The 17712-nt window shown below is 67.9% G+C and carries 14 protein-coding genes and 2 pseudogenes; 14 read left to right on the forward strand and 2 right to left on the reverse strand.

Annotated features, from left to right (window positions below; genetic code table 11):
* Window positions 1-16 precede the first annotated feature (16 nt).
* The 3 genes and pseudogenes from QNA08_RS17195 to QNA08_RS19080 form a co-directional block, all read left to right on the forward strand.
* Window positions 17-1200 (forward strand): annotated as a pseudogene (locus QNA08_RS17195) (IS256 family transposase); the annotation flags it as partial.
* Between the two features lie 317 nt (window positions 1201-1517).
* Window positions 1518-1799, forward strand: a complete 282-nt coding sequence (locus QNA08_RS17200; protein WP_340322331.1) for a hypothetical protein — start codon at window positions 1518-1520, stop codon at window positions 1797-1799.
* On the forward strand, window positions 1757-1924 hold the full coding sequence (locus QNA08_RS19080; protein WP_422679944.1) for an AMP-binding enzyme: 168 nt from the start codon (window positions 1757-1759) through the stop codon (window positions 1922-1924). Before QNA08_RS17200 ends, QNA08_RS19080 begins: the two co-directional genes overlap by 43 nt.
* 389 nt (window positions 1925-2313) lie before the next feature.
* Here the strand turns inward: QNA08_RS19080 and QNA08_RS17205 are convergent, their stop codons facing one another.
* Window positions 2314-2781 carry an Lrp/AsnC family transcriptional regulator gene (locus QNA08_RS17205; RefSeq protein WP_283741956.1) on the reverse strand — a complete coding sequence of 156 codons (468 nt, stop codon included), beginning with the start codon at window positions 2779-2781 and terminating at the stop codon, window positions 2314-2316.
* A gap of 256 nt (window positions 2782-3037) precedes the next feature.
* Between QNA08_RS17205 and QNA08_RS17210 the strand changes: the two genes are divergently transcribed.
* From QNA08_RS17210 to lpdA, 4 genes are all read left to right on the forward strand, one after another.
* Entirely contained in the window at window positions 3038-4276 is a 1239-nt protein-coding gene (locus QNA08_RS17210; RefSeq protein WP_283741957.1) for a 3-methyl-2-oxobutanoate dehydrogenase (2-methylpropanoyl-transferring) subunit alpha, read from the forward strand.
* A gap of 130 nt (window positions 4277-4406) precedes the next feature.
* Window positions 4407-5420: an alpha-ketoacid dehydrogenase subunit beta gene (locus tag QNA08_RS17215; RefSeq protein ID WP_283741958.1), complete on the forward strand. Its 1014-nt coding sequence runs from the start codon at window positions 4407-4409 to the stop codon at window positions 5418-5420.
* A 3-nt stretch (window positions 5421-5423) separates the two neighbouring features.
* Entirely contained in the window at window positions 5424-6734 is a 1311-nt protein-coding gene (locus QNA08_RS17220) for a dihydrolipoamide acetyltransferase family protein (protein ID WP_283741959.1), read from the forward strand.
* Between the two features lie 49 nt (window positions 6735-6783).
* Entirely contained in the window at window positions 6784-8181 is a 1398-nt protein-coding gene (lpdA, locus tag QNA08_RS17225; protein WP_283741960.1) for a dihydrolipoyl dehydrogenase, read from the forward strand.
* Window positions 8182-8311: 130 nt separating this feature from the next.
* Here lpdA and QNA08_RS17230 read toward each other — a convergent pair.
* Window positions 8312-9354: pseudogene (locus QNA08_RS17230) on the reverse strand (IS701 family transposase); the annotation flags it as partial.
* A 223-nt stretch (window positions 9355-9577) separates the two neighbouring features.
* On the opposite strand from QNA08_RS17230, the gene QNA08_RS17235 reads away from it, so the two are divergent.
* The 7 genes from QNA08_RS17235 to QNA08_RS17265 all read left to right on the forward strand — a co-directional run bounded on the left by QNA08_RS17235 (window position 9578) and on the right by QNA08_RS17265 (window position 17678).
* Window positions 9578-10321 carry a LysR family substrate-binding domain-containing protein gene (locus tag QNA08_RS17235; RefSeq protein WP_283741961.1) on the forward strand — a complete coding sequence of 248 codons (744 nt, stop codon included), beginning with the start codon at window positions 9578-9580 and terminating at the stop codon, window positions 10319-10321.
* A 47-nt stretch (window positions 10322-10368) separates the two neighbouring features.
* Window positions 10369-10665 (forward strand): helix-turn-helix domain-containing protein, encoded by a 297-nt coding sequence (locus QNA08_RS17240; RefSeq protein ID WP_283741962.1) that lies wholly within the window; start codon window positions 10369-10371, stop codon window positions 10663-10665.
* A gap of 255 nt (window positions 10666-10920) precedes the next feature.
* Entirely contained in the window at window positions 10921-11628 is a 708-nt protein-coding gene (locus tag QNA08_RS17245) for a FecR family protein (protein WP_283741963.1), read from the forward strand.
* A 404-nt stretch (window positions 11629-12032) separates the two neighbouring features.
* Window positions 12033-14231, forward strand: coding sequence for a CHASE2 domain-containing protein (locus QNA08_RS17250; protein WP_283741964.1), 2199 nt, complete (start codon window positions 12033-12035; stop codon window positions 14229-14231).
* A 209-nt stretch (window positions 14232-14440) separates the two neighbouring features.
* Window positions 14441-15442: a lysophospholipid acyltransferase family protein gene (locus QNA08_RS17255; protein ID WP_283741965.1), complete on the forward strand. Its 1002-nt coding sequence runs from the start codon at window positions 14441-14443 to the stop codon at window positions 15440-15442.
* A gap of 269 nt (window positions 15443-15711) precedes the next feature.
* Window positions 15712-16905: a hypothetical protein gene (locus tag QNA08_RS17260; protein ID WP_283741966.1), complete on the forward strand. Its 1194-nt coding sequence runs from the start codon at window positions 15712-15714 to the stop codon at window positions 16903-16905.
* Window positions 16902-17678 (forward strand): SDR family oxidoreductase, encoded by a 777-nt coding sequence (locus tag QNA08_RS17265; protein WP_283741967.1) that lies wholly within the window; start codon window positions 16902-16904, stop codon window positions 17676-17678. Before QNA08_RS17260 ends, QNA08_RS17265 begins: the two co-directional genes overlap by 4 nt.
* The last annotated feature ends 34 nt before the right edge of the window (window positions 17679-17712 follow it).

The raw sequence follows: 17712 nt of genomic DNA on the forward strand, positions 1-17712 counted from the left end.
GGCTGCGCTTCATGTCCTGGTCCTCTCAGTGGGCCAGAACGAACTTCAATCCGGATTAGATCGCAGGGGCAACGTCATCGGCTTTGCCGCGCAGCGGCTGATGGAACTGGAGTTCGGCGCCGTGACCGGCGCGGCCTATGGCGAGAAGGACCCTGCGCGACGGGCGCAGCGCAACGGCTATCGCGAGCGCGACTGGGAGACGCGAGCTGGCACGGTCGGCTGCGCATCGCGAAGCTGCGCAAGGGCAGCTACTTCCCCGGCTTCCCCGAGCCGCGGCGCATGGTGGAGAAGGCGCTGACGGCGGTGATCCAGGAAGCCTATATCCAGGACATCTCGACCCGCTCGGTCGACGATCTGGTCAAGACGATGGGCATGAGCGGCATCTCCAAGAGCCAGGTCTCGCGGCTCTGCGAGGAGATCGACGAGCGGGTGCAGGCCTTCCTCGATCGGCCGATCGAGGGCAACTGGCCCTATCTGTGGATCGACGCCACCTATGTGAAGGTGCGCCAGGCCGGCCGAATCGTCTCGGTCGCGGTGATCGTCGCGGTCGGCGTCAACGGCGACGGAAGGCGCGAGGTGTTGGGCATGGATATCGGCCCGTCCGAGGCCGAGACCTTCTGGACCGCCTTCCTGCGCAAGCTGGCGCGGCGCGGTCTGCGCGGCGTCAAGCTCGTCGTCTCCGACAGCCATGAGGGCATCAAGGCCGCCGTCGCGAAGGTGCTGACCGCGACCTGGCAGCGCTGCCGGGTGCACTTCATGCGCAATGCCCTGGCTCACGCCGGCCGCAGCGGACGGCGTGTCGTCTCGGCCTTCATCGCCACCGCCTTCGCCCAGGACGATGCGGCGGCCGCCAGCCAGCAATGGCGCAAGGTCGCTGATCAGCTCAGGCCGACCGTTCCCAAGCTCGCCGCGCTGATGGATGCCGCCGAGACCGACGTGCTCGCCTGCATGACCTTCCCGACCCAGCACCGCGCCAAGCTGCACAGCACCAACCCGCTGGAGCGCCTCAACGGCGAGATCAAGCGCCGCACCGAGGTCGTCGGCATCTTCCCGAACGAGGCCGCCATCACACGGCTCGTCGGCGCGATCCTGCTCGAACAGAACGACGAATGGGCCGTCCAGCGCGCCCGCTACATCACGCTGGAAAGCATCGCCCCGATCAGCGATGATCCCCTCGTCAGCTTACCAAACGTCGCAGCCTGGCCAGCCCGGCCAATGCCGGCAAGCGACGGTCCCCTCCGTCAGCTACACCACCATCAGGGACACCCCCCCTCGGCAGCCTGCTCCTCCACAGGATCAGCCACTGATCCCATTCTCAAACGGACTCCAAACGCGTCGTCGACCTCCCGACCGGCGATGTTCTCCCCATCGGACGGGGGGCGCGTCTCGATGCCTTCGCCCTGGATGACGAGGGTGCCCTGATTTCGCAACCGGGCTTTGTCGGCGAATTGCACGCCCGCGGAGGCACCGTATCGCAGGGCTATTGGGGTGACCCGGAGCTCACAGCGGCGCGGTTCGTGCAAGATCCCCTTCACGCCAACTTCCACGCCCCGGTCTACAAGAGTGGCGATCTCGTGGAATTGGATACAGATGGCAATTTTCGCCATGTCGGGCGCAAGGACGCACAGGTCAAAATCAGAGGATATCGCGTCAACCTCAATGAAGTCGAAGATGCCATCCTGCGACACCCTGACGTCACGGAGGTCGCATCATCGATCGTGGAGACGCGCGGCGCGCGCGGTTCCTCAAGGCTTTCATCGTCGCCGCCGACGGCGCAACGGTCGATTTCGGCGACCTGAAGAGACACTGCCTCCGGAGACTGCCCAGCTACATGGTTCCGGAGGAGATGGAACTGTGCCGATCGCTGCCGAAGACATCGACGGGAAAGATTGACCGCAGGCAGCTCAAACAGGCCGCGCCCTGAGAGTGCAGTCGGCGGACCCGTCGCGGGCGACGCCACGGCGAGGCCGAACGGCAGGTTCGGCCCCGGGTCACCGCGTCAACGGTCGGTCCGATCCGACGCAGTGGTCCAGGCCCCTCCCTCGCTCGCCGCGAGGGAGGCGCATGGAGACACCGGATGCGCCGACAGTCCACACAGCAAATTTGTCTGTCTCATCCCCATATGCTGGCAGGATCTCGCGAGTGAGGCAGCCGGCCACCTAGACGCCCCGATCGTCCAGGCAGCGCCGGTTGAACGCCATGCCGGGCACCCGCCCGTCAGGCGCACCCATCGGCATCAGCGCTTGTCCCCGCTCCGGCGGCGCGGCCCGCGGCATGGCGTCCCGGGAGATCCGCTCAGCCCTTCCCCTTCGATCAGAACGGATACGGCGCGTGGGTATCCTTCAGGCTCCGAATGACGAAGCTCGTCCTCGTATTCCGGATACCATCGATCTTGTAGAGCTTGCGAAAGAGAAAATCCTCCAGCCCCTGCGCGCCCTTGACTGCAACCTTTATGAAGTAATCGAATTCACCTGTGGTCAAATGCACATCCATGACTTCCGGCAACGAAGCAATGGATGCACCAAATTTCTCCAGAACATCATCATCATGGCTGTTCAGCCTGATGTCGATCAGAACGATATCGGTGTATCCCAGCCGGCGAAAATCAACCAGGGCACTGTAGCCCTGAATGTAGCCCTCGTTCTCGAGGCGGCGGACTCTCTGCCAGCACGGACTCGGCGACAGCCCCACGCGCTCCGAGAGCTCGTTCGTCGTCTGCCGCCCCTCGGCGACGAGGGCATTCAAGATTCGTTTGTCGATCTGATCGAGCGGCCTTGTCATGGCGGACCCTCCAAGTCTCGTCGATAAATTTTCTGTCAATGTGGAGTATGACAGAAATTTCATCCGCCGTGAGGCGAAAACATCATGTCCTTCCGCAAGATTTCCACGGTGTTTCCCATAGAGTCGAATGGGCGCAAGATGAGCACATCGTCGGGTGAGCCCCGGCGGCAGTCGGTCGACGTGCTCTGCGGGTCGGAGAGCGGCCGGCAGGCCCGCCGCGCGCCGCCTGCGGGCCATCGTTTCGAGCGAGGGGGCAATGAGCACATCGGAGTATGGTCCGCTGAGCCTCCATGTTCCCGAACCAGCGGTGCGGCCGGGCGATACGCCTGACTTCTCCAACGTCGTGATCCCCAAGGCCGGCTCGGTCGCGCGCCCGCCGATCGACGTCGACCCCAGGGAGATCCGCGACCTCGCCTTCTCCATCATCCGGGTGCTCAACCGCGAGGGGGAGGCTGTCGGCCCGTGGGCCGGTACGCTGTCGGACGAGGAGCTCAACGAGGGTCTGCGTCACATGATGACGCTGCGCGCCTTCGACGCGCGCATGCTGATGGCGCAGCGCCAGGGCAAGACCTCCTTCTACATGCAGCACATGGGGGAGGAGGCGGTCAGCTGCGCCTTCCGCAAGGCGCTCGCGCCGGGTGACATGAACTTCCCGACCTATCGGCAGGCTGGCCTGCTCATCGCCGGCGGCTACCCGATCGTCGACATGATGAACCAGATCTACTCCAACGAGGCCGATCCCCTGAAGGGCCGCCAGCTGCCGATCATGTATTCGTCGAAGGAGCACGGCTTCTTCTCGATCTCGGGCAATCTCGGCACGCAGTTCATCCAGGCCGTCGGATGGGCCATGGCCTCGGCGATCAAGAACGACAGCAAGATCGCCGTCGGCTGGATCGGCGACGGCTCGACCGCCGAGTCCGACTTCCATGCTGCCCTGGTCTTCGCCTCGACCTACCGCGCCCCGGTGGTGCTCAACATCGTCAACAATCAGTGGGCGATCTCGACCTTCCAGGGCATCGCGCGCGGCGGATCGGGCACCTTCGCCGCCCGCGCGCTCGGCTTCGGCATCCCGGCGCTGAGGGTCGACGGCAACGACTATCCCGCCGTCCATGCGGTCGCCATGTGGGCGGCGCAACGTGCGCGGCGCAACCTCGGGCCGACACTGATCGAGCACGTCACCTACCGCGTCGGCGCACATTCGACATCGGACGATCCCTCCGCCTACCGGCCGAAGGAGGAAACGGAGGCCTGGCCGCTCGGCGACCCCGTGATCCGGTTGAAGAACCACCTGATCCGCAAGGGCATCTGGAGCGAGGAGCGCCACAGGCAGCTCGAAGCCGAGATCCTCGAGACGGTCATCGGCGCGCAGAAGGAGGCCGAGAAGCACGGCACGCTGCATTCGGGCGGCAAGCCCTCGGTGCGCGACATGTTCGAGGGCGTCTACGCCGAGATGCCGCCGCATCTCAGGCGCCAGCGCCAGCAGGCGGGGGTGTGACCATGGAAACGGCCGCGTGCGCGACGGCTCACATCGGGTGCTGCGCGCCTCGCTCTCCCCATCGGAGCAAGGCGTGCGCCGGGGACGGCGGCCGGGTCCTGCAAATGGCGCGTCGTCAGGGAGTGCTCCCATGCCGCGCATGACAATGATCGAAGCGATCCGCAGCGCCATCGACGTTTCGATGGAGCGGGACGACAATGTCGTCGTGTTCGGCGAGGACGTCGGCTATTTCGGCGGCGTGTTCCGCTGCACGCAGGGACTGCAGCGCAAGTACGGCAGGACCCGCTGCTTCGACACCCCGATCAGCGAACTCGGCATCGTCGGCGCCGCCATCGGCATGGCGGCATACGGCCTGCGCCCCTGCGTGGAGGTGCAGTTCGCCGACTATGTCTATCCGGCCTACGATCAGCTCGTGTCGGAGGCGGCGCGCATCCGATATCGATCCAACGGCCAGTTCACCTGTCCGATGGTCGTGCGCATGCCGGCGGGGGGCGGCATCTTCGGCGGACAGACGCACAGCCAGAGTCCTGAAGCGCTGTTCACCCATGTCTGCGGGCTGAAGGTCGCGGTGCCATCCAACCCTTACGACGCCAAGGGCCTGCTGATCGCCGCCATCGAAGACCCCGACCCTGTCATCTTTCTCGAGCCCAAGCGCCTCTACAATGGCCCCTTCGACGGCCACCACGACAGGCCGGTCACGCCCTGGTCGAAGCACGACCTCGGCGAGGTGCCGGAGGGCCATTTCACCGTGCCGCTCGGCAGCGCGGCGGTGCGCCGGGAGGGCAAGGACCTGACCGTACTTGCCTACGGCACCATGGTGCATGTCGCCCAGGCCGCGGCCGAGGAGGTCGGCATTGATGCCGAGATCATCGATCTCAGGACCCTGCTCCCCCTCGACCTCGAGGCGATCGTGGCGTCGGTGAAGAAGACCGGGCGCTGCGTCGTCGTGCACGAGGCCACGCTCACCTCCGGCTTCGGGGCCGAGCTTGCGGCGCTCGTGCAGGAGCACTGCTTCTTCCACCTCGAGGCGCCCATCGCCCGCGTCACCGGCTGGGACACGCCCTATCCGCACGCGCAGGAGTGGGACTACTTCCCCGGTCCGAAGCGGGTCGGCGAGGCCCTGCTCGCGACGATGGAGGCGTGACGCATGGCCGAGCATGTCATCAGGCTTCCCGATGTCGGCGAGGGCATCGCCGAGGCCGAGCTGGTCGAGTGGCACGTCAAGATCGGCGACGTCGTGCGCGAGGACGCCGTGCTCGCCGCCGTCATGACCGACAAGGCCACGGTCGAAATTCCCTCACCGGTCGACGGCGAAGTGTTGTGGCTCGGCGCCGAGGTCGGCGCCATGGTCGCCGTCGGCGCCCCGCTGGTGCGGCTGAAGACGGAGGGCGAAGGCCTGATCGCGCCGCAAGAGCCGCTCGAAGCGCAGCAGCCTCATGAGGCCAGGCCGCTCATCGTCGCGGAGGCGGCGAAACCGGCCCAGATCGCCGCAACGCGACCGTCGGAACCTGTCGAGACGAAACCGACCATGGCCGCACCGCGGCCGGCCGGCGGCCATCGGGTCGCCCCGGGCGCCCCGCGCCCGGAAGGCGAGAAGCCGCTCGCCTCGCCGGCCGTCAGGCTGCGCGCTCGCGAGGCGGGCATCGACCTGCGCCAGGTCGCCGGCACCGGCCCGGCCAACCGCATCACGCACGCGGACCTCGATGCCTTCATGGCCGGCGGGCTGACGGTCGCCCGTACCGCCCGCCAGGCCGACACCTCGATCCAGGAGGTCAAGGTGATCGGCCTGCGCCGCAGGATCGCGGAGAAGATGGCGCTGGCGAAATCGCGCATCCCGCACATCACCTATGTCGAGGAGGTCGACGTGACGGCGCTGGAAGAGTTGCGCGCCGCACTCAACCGCGACAAGCGCGACGACCGGCCGCGGCTCACCCTCATCCCCTTCCTGATGCGCGCCATGGTGAGGGCGATCGCCGAACAGCCCGGGATGAACGCCCTCTTCGACGATGAAGCAGGGGTGATCGCGATCCACGGCGGTGTCCATATCGGCATCGCCACCCAGACACCGGCAGGGCTCGTCGTGCCGGTGGTGCGGCACGCGGAGGCGCGCGATCTGTGGGACTGTGCCGCCGAGACGGCCCGGCTCGCCGAGGCCGCCCGTGCCGGCCTCGCGACGCGCGAGGAGCTCACAGGCTCGACCATCACCATCACCTCGCTCGGGGCGTTGGGCGGCATCGCGACCACGCCGGTGATCAACCATCCGGAAGTCGCGATCGTCGGCGTCAACAAGATCGCCGTGCGACCCGTCTGGGACGGTTCGCAGTTCATCCCGAGGAAGATGATGAACCTCTCCTCGAGCTTCGATCACCGCGTCGTCGACGGCTGGGATGCCGCGGTCTTCGTCCAGCGCATCAAGGCGCTCCTGGAGACGCCGGCGATGATCTTCATGGAGACCTGACGATGCCGGGAAGGGCCCTATCCGTTCGGATGCCTCCGGGGGCGGCGGCATGAGGGAGATCTCCTGCAAGCTTCTGGTGATCGGCGCCGGACCGGGCGGTTATGTCTGCGCGATCCGCGCCGGCCAGCTCGGGCTCGACACGGTGATCGTGGATGCGGGCAAGCCCGGCGGCACCTGCCTCAACGTCGGCTGCATCCCCTCCAAGGCGCTGATCCACGCCGCAGAGGAATATGAGAAGGTCCTGCACTATGCGGCCGATGCCGGTCCTCTCGGCATCAGCCTGCGGGAGCCCGCCATCGACCTCGCCCGAACGGTCGCCTGGAAGGACAATATCGTGGGACGCCTGAACACGGGCGTCGCCGGGCTCCTGAGGAAGGCGAAGGTCAAGACGGTCGAGGGCCGGGCGCGTTTCCGCGACGGCAAGACCGTCGAGGTGGAGACCGAGACCGGGCGGCAGGTGATCCGCGCCGAAGCCGTCGTGATCGCGACCGGCTCGGCCCCGGTCGAGCTGCCGGCTCTGCCCTTCGGCGGCCCGATCATCTCCTCGACCGGGGCTCTGGCGCTCGCGGAACTGCCGCAAAACCTCATCGTGGTCGGGGCAGGCTATATCGGCCTCGAACTCGGCATGGCGTTCGCCCGCATGGGATCGCGGCTGACCGTGGTCGAGGCCCTGCCGCGCATCCTGCCGCAGTATGACGCCGAGCTCACCCGTCCGGTCGTCAAGCGGCTCGAAGCGCTGGGAGCCGAGCTGCTGCTCGGGGCCAAGGCCAGGGGCCTGTCGTCAACCGGGGACAAGCTCCTGGTCGAGACGGCCGATGGCCGGGAGCTGCAGCTCGCCGCGGATCGGATCCTTGTCGCCGTCGGCCGTCGGCCAGTGATCGAAGGCTGGGGGCTCGACGAGATCGACCTCGACCGGGATGGCGCCTTCATCCGCATCGACGACCATTGTCGCACCTCCATGCGGGGCGTCTATGCCATCGGCGACGTGACCGGCGAGCCGATGCTCGCGCATCGCGCCATGGCGCAGGGCGAAATGGTCGCGGAGATCATCGCCGGCCGCAAGCGCTCCTGGGACAAGCGGGTGATCCCCGCCATCTGCTTCACCGACCCGGAGATCGTAACGGCCGGCCTGTCGCCCGAGGCGGCACGCGCCGCGGGCCGTGAGGTGACGGTGGGCCAGTTCCCCTTCACCGCCAATGGGCGTGCCATGACACGCCAGGGCGAGGATGGCTTCGTCAGGATTGTCGCGCGCACCGACAATCACCTCGTGCTGGGCATCCAGGCCGTCGGCCAGGGGGTATCCGAGCTCGCAGCCTGTTTCGGCCTCGCCATCGAGATGGGCGCCTGCCTTGAGGACGTCGCCGCGACGATCCATGCCCATCCGACCCAGGGCGAGGCCTTTCAGGAAGCCGCCCTCAAGGCTCTCGGCCACGCGCTGCACATCTGAGCGCCTTCCTCATTTCGCCGAGCCGGGCCTCGGCGCCGGACCGTAAAGCGCCGCCGCGCCATCGGCGCGGCTGACGCTGCAGCTTTGACCTACCACTACCTTGGCAGATATTTGGCGGCCATGGATCTGCGGCGGTGCGGGCAGCGGGTTGGTGGCGGCGGCGCGAGCGCGGTGAGGACGGCCTGCCGGATGGCTGGAAGGCTTGGCTGCGGCGGCGGGCCGAGGGCTCTTTTTTTTCACCCGCCAGCTTGAGACGGCGGGATTGCAGGAAGGCACAGGCGATCATGGTCATCGATGCGTGACGATGCAGGCCTGGCCATGAGCGGCCTTCGAAGCGGTCGAGACCGGGTTCTTCCTCCAGCTGCCGGTGAGCCTGCTCACACACCCAGCGCGCCTTGATGGCTGCGGCGAGCTTCTTGAGCGGGATGCCGGCAGGAAGGTTGGAGAGATAGTATTTGCGCTCGCCGGTCGTGCGGTGCTCGCCGATGACCCACACCTCCTCGCCGGGCAGGTGCCGGGCCCCATGTCATGGATGCACTGGGTGGGACCGTCGGCGACACGCACGCGCGTGGCGGCGAAGCGCGCCGACAGGCGCCCCTTCGCGCCGCAACGCCAGCCGATCGTTCGCCATCGGGCGGTCTCCAGCATCGCCTGCGCGGTGATCGACTTCACGTCGGGGATGTGGCGCTGGCGCGGGCGGCCGCGCCCGGCGACCGGGAAGATCATCGCGACATCGGCGGGATAGACCTTCTGCTTGAACGGGATGCCGACCGCCCAGGTGAGGCCGCGTTCGCTCAAGGCCTGGCGGAACGGCGCGCTCAAGCCATAGCCGGCATCGGCGAGAAGGCGGCCGAAGCGCACGCCGGCAGCGCGAACCCGGTCAATTTCGGCCGGGGCGATCTCGGGCTTGGTTCGATAATCCCGACGATCCTGCGGCACGCCGGCGCGCTCGAGCCGGGCGGGATCGCTCGTTTGGCTCTCGGGCAGGAACAGCCGCAGCCCGACCATAACCGGCACCTCGCCCGAGGCGGGCGTCGGCGACACCAATGTCTGGCAGTTGGCGTTCTTGCCGAGCGCCGATGCATACTGCGGGGCAACGCCGACCGAGTGACGCCCCTTCCTGGACCGCGCGGTATCATCGACGATCAGCCAGGCGTTCTCCCCGCCGACTACAATACCGCCCGGCCGCACTCCCAGATCGCCTGGCAGACACCGAACGAGTTCGCTAGCACCTTCGCCCCGCGACGGTCGCTCACGCTGCGCTATGCCAACGGCTCCGCGCAAGCGCCCGCCGCTTCACCCGCCCAGCAGGGCATAACCAATGCCGGAAGCGAACTCAGAACTGGATAGAGCTTGGGGGCAACGTCAATTCGAACGGAGCCGGTCCGGAGTGCGAATGACGCCCGGCGGCCGGCACGCGCTGCGTCACGTGAAGCGTATCATCGCTGAACTCGACGAGATCAAGAGAGCCGGACGGCGCAATGGGTCAGGGCAACTTGGAGAGGTCAGATTGGGCGTGCGGACGCCCCCAATTGGAGACCCGCTGTCCGACCTTCTTGCTTCCTGGCACCGCAAGGACCCAAAGGTGGAACTGACGCTTCACGAAATGCATGAGCACCAGATCTGCGCCGCCCTTGAGGCACGCGAGATCGACGGCGCGTTCATGACAAAGCATACGTTGCGTCCCCATGCGGTCTACGAACCGATTTACTCTGAGCGCATGTTTGCCGCGCTGCCGAGCAATCATCGATTGGCATCATGCCGTAAGATCGATCTGACTTCGTTGCGGCCCGAGACAATACTCGTCCAAGGATGGAATGATAGTCAGTCTGCGAGAGAACTATACGCTTCTTTCTTGGGAAGCGGTGCAGACTTCCGAGCCCATCCCGCGAGCAAGCAAAGCATTCTTGCACTCGTTGCTGCTGGTTTTGGCATTACGCTGGCAACGGCCGGACAAGCACAGGTGAAGTTCCCGGGTGTGATCTTCAAGTCGATCACGGACGCTAATGCTCTCTTGGAACTCGTTCTCACATGGCTGCCCAGCCGTGAGGATTCGGTCGTTGGCTGCTTCATCGCATTCATGCGAGCTGAGGCCCATTCCCTAGCTGTGGAATCTGAGGAGGTTGTTCATCCGAACTGATGGCCTGAAGGTGGTCGTTGCCAGACGAAGCACCGCAGGACACGAGGATGAACCACCCGCACAAGAATGCGCGAACGACGCCGCTCGGTCGAGCGGAGATGGTGAGACGGATCGTCGAAGAGGGGCGGCCGGTGGTGGAAGTCGCCGCAGGCTTCGGCATCAGCGAGCGGACGGCCCGCAAGTGGCTCGCCCGGTGGCGGGCCGAAGGCGCGGCCGGCCTCGCCGCCATTCGCCGCCCTCTCCCGCGTGGGGACCACCGCGGCAGGTGCGCCCTCCACAATGGGCATCCTGCCAGAATATTCCACAATAGGGCCAGTCATTTCATTGCCGTCAACAACGGTTGACAAACATGCAATTACAACTCTAATGATGATACACGCCAAATATTACCGACAATAACTTATATGCAACATCAAACAAATTCAAGTCATTGCGCCAAAATACCATAATACCTGATTTAGAATAGAAATATATATTAAGTCTTGCTGCATCTGAAAGTATAGTTTTGCATTTCTCTCTTATCTGATGATAAAAATGATGGTAAATTTTCCACGAGAGCCCCCTTCGCCGGCGAGGATGGCGGCCACGAGGGTCGGGACATGGTACCGCGCGTTTGGCGGCAGGCGTTCATTGCCTGCATGTGCGCCGGTGGCTGGCAGGCCGGCGGCGCGGCGCAGGCGCAGGATGCGAGCGGTAAGGCCGTGGCCGTGCTGCAGGCCGCGGATGCCGTCGGCCCCACCGGCGCGCGCATTCTCGCGATCGAGCAGCCCGTATATATGGGCGACCGCATCCGCACCGGCTCGACCGGAGAGGCGCAGATCCGCTTCCATGACGACACCCGTCTCGTGGTGGGGCCGGACTCCGTCTTCCTGATCGAGCGCTACGTCCTGCGCGGCAGCACGACGGTGAAGGATTTCACGGTGGATGCGCTGCGCGGCTCGTTCCGGTTCATGAGCGGAGCGAGCCCCAAATCCGCCTATGCCATCCGCACGCCGACGGCAACCATCGGCATCAGGGGAACGCAGTTCGATCTCGCCGTCGGTCCCGGCGGCGAAACGAGCTTCGTCCTGTTCGACGGCCGGGCGCGCGTCTGCGACGGCAACGGCCGGTGCCTGACAGCGACGGAACCGTGCAGCATGCTGTTCGTGCCGTCGCGCGGACCGGTGCGGCGGGTCTCCAGCCTCCAGGAAACGCGCTCGCGCTTGCGCGCGGACTTTCCCTATGTGGTCGGCCAGTCCTTCCGCCTGCGGCGGGACTTCCAGGTGAATGTCTCTTCCTGCGGCGACCTGACCCAGACCTTCCCCTAGGAGGACACGAGGGGGGGCGTCGCGCCGGCGGCGACTCCCGCCGCCCCGCGCGACTCCACCCCTGCCAGCGCGGCGCCGGACAGCCCCGCCTCCCCGAGCTCTCCGTCGAACCCCGGTCCCGACGCCGGCCAGGCGTCGAAGGGCAATCCGGGGAACGACAAGGGTGTCGGCAATGCAGGCGAGTCGCCGGGGGGCGGGAATTTCGGCGGCGGCAGCCGCGGCCAGGGCGACACCCATGGCCAAGGTCACGGACGCGGCGGCGGTCATGCCCAGGGGGGACAGGATGGCGGCCAGGGAGGGGCACGGTGATCGCCGGGCCCCGCGACGCGGGCAGACGAACCGGCGCCGCCGATCCCGGACCCGGTCCGCCGCCGACGCGCCGGGACAGCGCATGAAGGCTGGTGATGAACCGGGTGCAAGTCCTCGCCATGGCCCTCGGTGCGACGCTCGTCGGAGCATTCGCCGGCCTGCGCATTCTCGATCCTCTCGAGCTCAAGGTCGCCCGTGAGGCGGTCTTCGACGAGTATCAGAGACTTGCTCCGCGTCCGTTCCAGGACCTGCCGATCCGGATCGTGGACGTCGACGAGGCCTCTCTCGCCGCACGCGGCCAGTGGCCCTGGTCGCGCGCCGAGCTCGCGCGGCTCGTGGAGCGGCTTCAGGATCTCGGTGCAGCGGTCGTCGTCTTCGACATGGTCTTCGCGGAACCCGACCGCTCGCAGGCTGCCACGGGGCCCGTCGAGACGGGTCTGACTGCCGCGACGATCGGCGGCAGTCAGCATTCCCCATTGCCGGGCGCCGCGGCGCCGGACGTCGCATTCGCCCGCGCCATCGCCGACCGGCCGGTCGTGCTCGGCTTCGGGGTCCAGCCGGGCCGTGACGACCGGCGGCCGCCGCGCAAGACGGGCTTCGCCCACACGGGCCAGGATCCGAAGGAAGCCCTCTTCCACTTCCAGGCCGCGACGCGGAACCTGCCGGCGCTCGACGCGGCCGCGGCAGGGGTCGGGGCGATCAGCCTCAGCCCGGAGGACAACCTGGGCGTCGTCCGCCACGTCCCGCTCCTCTGGACGGACGGGCGGCAGATCTTCCCCAGCCTTGCCCTCGAGGCCCTGCGGGTCGCGCAAGGGGCGGCGACGATCCTGATCCACGGCACGCCGAAACCACCGGCCGCCGTCGCGCTCATCCGCGTCGGCGATTTCGACATCCCGACGACGCGGGCGGGCGAAATCCGCCTGCGCTTCACGCCGGAGACCCCGGAGCGGTACGTCTCGGCGATGCGCGTCCTCGCGACCGAACCGGATGCCGACCTGAGGCGAGTGATCGAGGGACGCCTCGTCCTCGTCGGAACGTCCGCGACCGGCCTGCTCGACGCGCGCGCCACACCGCTCGGCGAGACGGTTCCCGGCGTCTCGATCCAGGCCCAGGCGCTGGAGCAGATCCTGAGCGGGGCGCATCTGCTGCGCCCGGACTGGGTCGACCCGCTCGAGGTCCTGGCCACGATACTCATCGGCCTCCTGATCGCGCTTACGGCGATCTTCAACGGCCCGGCTGTCGCCCTCATCCTCGGCGGGGCGATCGCCAGCGCCACGGTCACGGGCTCCTGGCTCGCCTTCACCCGCTGGGGACTGCTCGTCGATCCGGTCTTTCCATGCCTGACCGGGCTTGCGCTTCACTTCGCCATCACCACCTTCCGCTACTTTGCGGCCGACCGCGACAAGCGCTTCGTGCGCCGCGCCTTCGCCCATTACGTGGCGCCGTCGATCCTCGCCCAGATCGAGAAGGACCCGAAGGCACTGCGCCTCGGGGGCGAGGAGCGCGACATCACCATCATGTTCGTGGACATCCGCAATTTCACTGCACTCAGCGAACAGCTCACCCCGACCCACGTCGTCGAGTTCCTCAACCGGCTTCTCGGCCGCCTGAGCGAGGACGTCATCGCCGAGGCGGGCACGATCGACAAATACATCGGCGACTCGATCATGGCGTTCTGGAACGCCCCCATCGAGGTGCCCGACCATCAGCGTCGCGCCTGCCGTGCAGCGCTGCGCATGCGCGAGACTCTGAACGCGCTGAACGAGGCCGATGCCTTTGAGCTCAGGCGGCGCGGCTATCCGGTCACTGAGGTCGCCATCGGCATCGGCATCAATGCGGGGCCCGCCTGCGTCGGCAACATGGGATCCGAGAGCCGATTCAACTATTCTGCCGTCGGCGACACCGTGAACGTCGCCTCACGCATCGAGAGCACGTCCAAGGCGATCGGCTTCGACATCGTCGTCTCGGACAGCGTCGCGCGCGACGTGGCGGACTTCGCCTTCCTCGACGCCGGTTTCGTCGAGCTGCGCGGCAAGACCGGCAAGACCAGGATGCACGTCCTCGTCGGCGACGAACGCGTCGCCCAGAGCCCCGAGTTCCTGGAACTGCACAGCCTCCACCAACAGCTTCTCGACGCCATGGGCCACGGGCGCGACAAGGTGATCGCGGACCGCCTCCGCGCGTGCCGACGCTTCGCGCGGCAAGAAGCGCCGTCATTGCTGAGATTCTACGACGCCATGTCTCATGACATCGCGGGGCGAACGACCTCTCGTGAGAAATACGCGATCGAATAGCTGAATGACTGCTCGCAGCCGGCTTGCGGAGCGGCCCGCGCCTGCGCGCCGCACCACGTCAGCTTTCGGCAATCTCGACCGGTGAGAGAGCGCGCAAGGCACCCACCGCCGGTCGGTGGGCGCGACCGCCGTGGAGCGCGCTCATGCACGATGATCCAGCCGACAGCCCGGGCCGAGGCCGCAACGAACCTCCTGCAGGGGGACCGGCCATGCGGGCGTCTTGGGCGGCGCCGCGGCTCGACGCCCTCGCCCGCAGCGCTGCCTCCGCGCTGTGCACCGCCTATCTGAAGCTGGTCATCGCCACCACCCGCTTCAGGCCGCCACCGGCCGGGCGGGACGCGGCGGCGGAGATCGAGGAGCCCTGCATCGTCGCCATGTGGCACGGCCAGCAGCTTCTGGCGCCGGCCGCGCGACGCGGCGGGCGGCGCGTCAAAGTGCTGGTCTCCAGCCATCGCGACGGCGCCCTGGTCGGCGCAGTCGTCCGCCGCCTGGGGCTCGGGGTCATCCGCGGCTCCGGCGCCCATGACCGGCAACAGGCGCGCAGGAAAGGAGGCATGGCCGCCTTTCGGCAGATGCTGCGGGCGCTCGCAGCCGGCGAGAGCGTGGCGCTCACGGCCGACGTGCCGAAGACGGCCCGTCGCGCGGGCCTCGGCATCGTCCTCCTCGCCAAGCATTCCGGGCGGCCGATCCATCCGCTCGCCGTCGTCTCCAACCGCCGCATCGATCTCGACAACTGGGACCGCACGAGCATTCCGCTGCCCTTCGGGCGCGGCGCCATCGTCGTCGGCCAGCCGATCCACGTCCCCCCCGATGCCGGCGACGAGGCTCTGGAGCAGGCGCGCCGGGCGGTCGAGCGCGGCCTGGATGCGACCATCGCCCGCGCCTACGCCGCCGTCGGTGACCGCGATCCCGGCGCGGTCCGCGACATGTCCGCCCCGGCACCCGCGCAGGTCGTGACAGACCCGATGGGCACGGGTTCCATTCACCCCTCCTTCGGCTCGCGCGCGCCCATGGCCAATCGTGCTTTCCGTCACGGCAGACCCGGCCGCGCGACCGCCGCGCGGATCGCGGGCCTCATTGCCGGTATCGCGGCCGCCGCTGTCGCCGTCGCGGCGATCGCGCTTGCGGAATTCCGCCTCCAGGACGAGATGGAGAAGGGCTGGCGCATCATCCGCGCAAGCGACGATGCGCTTCCCGCCGGACGCCCATAGGTGTTGCAGCGCACCACCGGCCGCCCCGCCGAGGGTCACGCTTCTGAAATCAATTTACATGGCGAGGCAGGAGCCCGCCTGAGCCGCGCGACGTGACCTGCCACTGGGGATGCGGTCGAAACGGATGTTCCCGATTGCGAACGGGCGCTCCGACTGCCTTGCGCCGCCGTTCCATCCGCCTATGCTGGCCAACTGCCCTCGCAGGCGCTGCCGCCTGCGGGCTCGGAATATGTAATTAAATTACACCGTTTCCCGGGGAGCCCGCCCGCATGTATCGCGCCATGTACGCCTACGCCTGGGACATCGCCGAGGAAGGGCTCGACGCAGCCATGGAGCGCATGGCCGGGATGGGCATCGGCACGCTCACTCTCGCCGCCTCCTACCACGCCGGCAAGTTCATCCGCCCGCGCGGCAAGGCGGGCAAGGTGGTGTTCCCCGAGGACGGCACCGTCTACTTCCGGCCGCGGACCGAGCTCTACGGTGCCATCAAGCCGCGCGTGAGCAACCTCGTCGAAGGGCACGACCTCTTCTCCGACTGGCCGCGCGACGCCCGGCTGCGGCTCAATGCCTGGACGGTGCTCCTGCACAACACGCCGCTCGGCGCGGCGCACCCCGACTGCGTGGTGCGCAATGCCTTCGGTGACGCCTACGTTTACAGCCTCGAGCCCTGCCATCCCGACGTGCGCGCCTATGCGGTGGCGCTGGCGCGCGACCTCGCCTCGCGACCGGCGGTCTGCGGGCTGTCGCTCGAGACGCCCGGCTACCTGCCCTATGCGCACGGCTTCCACCACGAGTTGACGCAGGTGCCGCTCAACCCCTGGGCCGAGATCCTCCTCGGGCTGTCGTTCTCGCAGAGCTGCGTCACGCGCGCGGAGGCCGCCGGCGTGCCGGCGCGACGGGTGCGCGACACGGTGGCCCGCGCGCTCGACCGATGGCTCGCGAGCGACGCCGCGCCCGCGGACGACATGGCCATGCACTGGGCGCTCGCCGACGCCGTCGGCGACCCGGACCTTCTCGCGTTCCTGCGCTGGCGCTCGGAGCCCGTGACGAGCCTCGTCGGCGCGATCCGCGCGGCGATGCCGGAGGGCGTGACGCTCGCCGTCATCCCCTCGGTGCAGCGGCCGAGCGCGCTCGCCTGGTCCGAAGGCTCGGACCTCGCGGCCCTCGCCGGCGTCGCCGACCGGCTGGAGATCCCGCTCTACGAGCGTTCGACGGCGCGGGCGCTCGCCGATCTGTGGGACGTGCGCCGCCGGGTGGGCCGGGAGCGGCCGCTGCGCTGCATCCTGCGGCCCGGGCCGCCGGACATGACGGCGAAGGGGGAGCTCGTGACGCTCGTGGCCGAACTCGCAGCCCGGGGCATCGACGAGATCGCCTTCTACAACGACGGCCTGCTGAGGCCGCACCACCACGCCTGGGTGCGCGACGCTCTGGCGCAACTGCCGCCTGCAGGGAGGACAACATGAGGTTTTCCGGCAAGACCGTGCTCGTCACCGGCGCGGGCGGCGGCATCGGCCGGGCGCTCGTCGCGCATTTCACCGGCGAGGGGGCTCGCATCATCGCCCACGACCGCAGCGAGGAAGCGCTCGCGCCCGTGGCAGGCGCCCATCGCCCGGCGATCCTTGCCTGGTCGGACCTGTGCGACGCGGAGGCGACGCGCCAGACGATCACCGCCGCGGTCGAGCGCGCCGGCGGGCTCGACATCCTCGTCAACAACGCCGGGGCGGCGGCGGCAAAGACGCTCGGCTCGATGACGGTCGCCGCCTTCCACCGCGACATCGACCTCAACCTGAAGGGCACCTACCACGTCGTCGAGGCGGCGCTGCCGGCACTCAAGGCGCGGCCCGGCACGGCGATCGTCAATATCGGCACCGTGAACGCCCTCGGCAGCTACGGCCATCCGGCCTATGCCGCCGCCAAGGCAGGGCTCGTCAGCCTGACGAAGTCGATGGCGGTGGAGCTCGGCCGCTACGGCATCCGCGTCAACATCGTCTGCCCGGGCACGGTGCGCACGCCCGCCTGGAACGACCGCATCGCGCTCGACCCCGCCGTCTTCGACGAGGTCAAGCGCTGGTATCCGCTCGGCCGCGTCGCGGAGCCGGAGGAGATCGCCCGTGTCGTTGCCTTCCTCGCCTCGGACGACGCGGCGGTGGTCACGGGGGCCGTGCTGCCGGCCGACTGCGGCTTGACGGCCGGGCAGCCGCCCCTGGTCCAGGCCTTCACCTATGAGCAGGTGTAACCTGCACCCCGGCGCCGGCCTTCACGGGCGGCAA

The organism is Chelatococcus albus (assembly GCF_030067675.1).
GTDB lineage: Bacteria > Pseudomonadota > Alphaproteobacteria > Rhizobiales > Beijerinckiaceae > Chelatococcus_A > Chelatococcus_A albus.

Bases quoted from the DNA above. Each gene is read 5' to 3' on its own strand.
- QNA08_RS17255 (WP_283741965.1), top strand. From the start codon at position 14,441: ATGCGGGCGTCTTGGGCGGCGCCGCGGCTCGACGCCCTCGCCCGCAGC.
- QNA08_RS17265 (WP_283741967.1), top strand. From the start codon at position 16,902: ATGAGGTTTTCCGGCAAGACCGTGCTCGTCACCGGCGCGGGCGGCGGC.
- QNA08_RS17215 (WP_283741958.1), top strand. From the start codon at position 4,407: ATGCCGCGCATGACAATGATCGAAGCGATCCGCAGCGCCATCGACGTT.
- QNA08_RS17260 (WP_283741966.1), top strand. From the start codon at position 15,712: ATGTATCGCGCCATGTACGCCTACGCCTGGGACATCGCCGAGGAAGGG.
- QNA08_RS17210 (WP_283741957.1), top strand. From the start codon at position 3,038: ATGAGCACATCGGAGTATGGTCCGCTGAGCCTCCATGTTCCCGAACCA.
- QNA08_RS17205 (WP_283741956.1), bottom strand. From the start codon at position 2,781: ATGACAAGGCCGCTCGATCAGATCGACAAACGAATCTTGAATGCCCTC.
- QNA08_RS17235 (WP_283741961.1), top strand. From the start codon at position 9,578: ATGACGCCCGGCGGCCGGCACGCGCTGCGTCACGTGAAGCGTATCATC.
- lpdA (WP_283741960.1), top strand. From the start codon at position 6,784: ATGAGGGAGATCTCCTGCAAGCTTCTGGTGATCGGCGCCGGACCGGGC.
- QNA08_RS17220 (WP_283741959.1), top strand. From the start codon at position 5,424: ATGGCCGAGCATGTCATCAGGCTTCCCGATGTCGGCGAGGGCATCGCC.
- QNA08_RS17245 (WP_283741963.1), top strand. From the start codon at position 10,921: ATGGTACCGCGCGTTTGGCGGCAGGCGTTCATTGCCTGCATGTGCGCC.
- QNA08_RS17240 (WP_283741962.1), top strand. From the start codon at position 10,369: ATGAACCACCCGCACAAGAATGCGCGAACGACGCCGCTCGGTCGAGCG.
- QNA08_RS17250 (WP_283741964.1), top strand. From the start codon at position 12,033: ATGAACCGGGTGCAAGTCCTCGCCATGGCCCTCGGTGCGACGCTCGTC.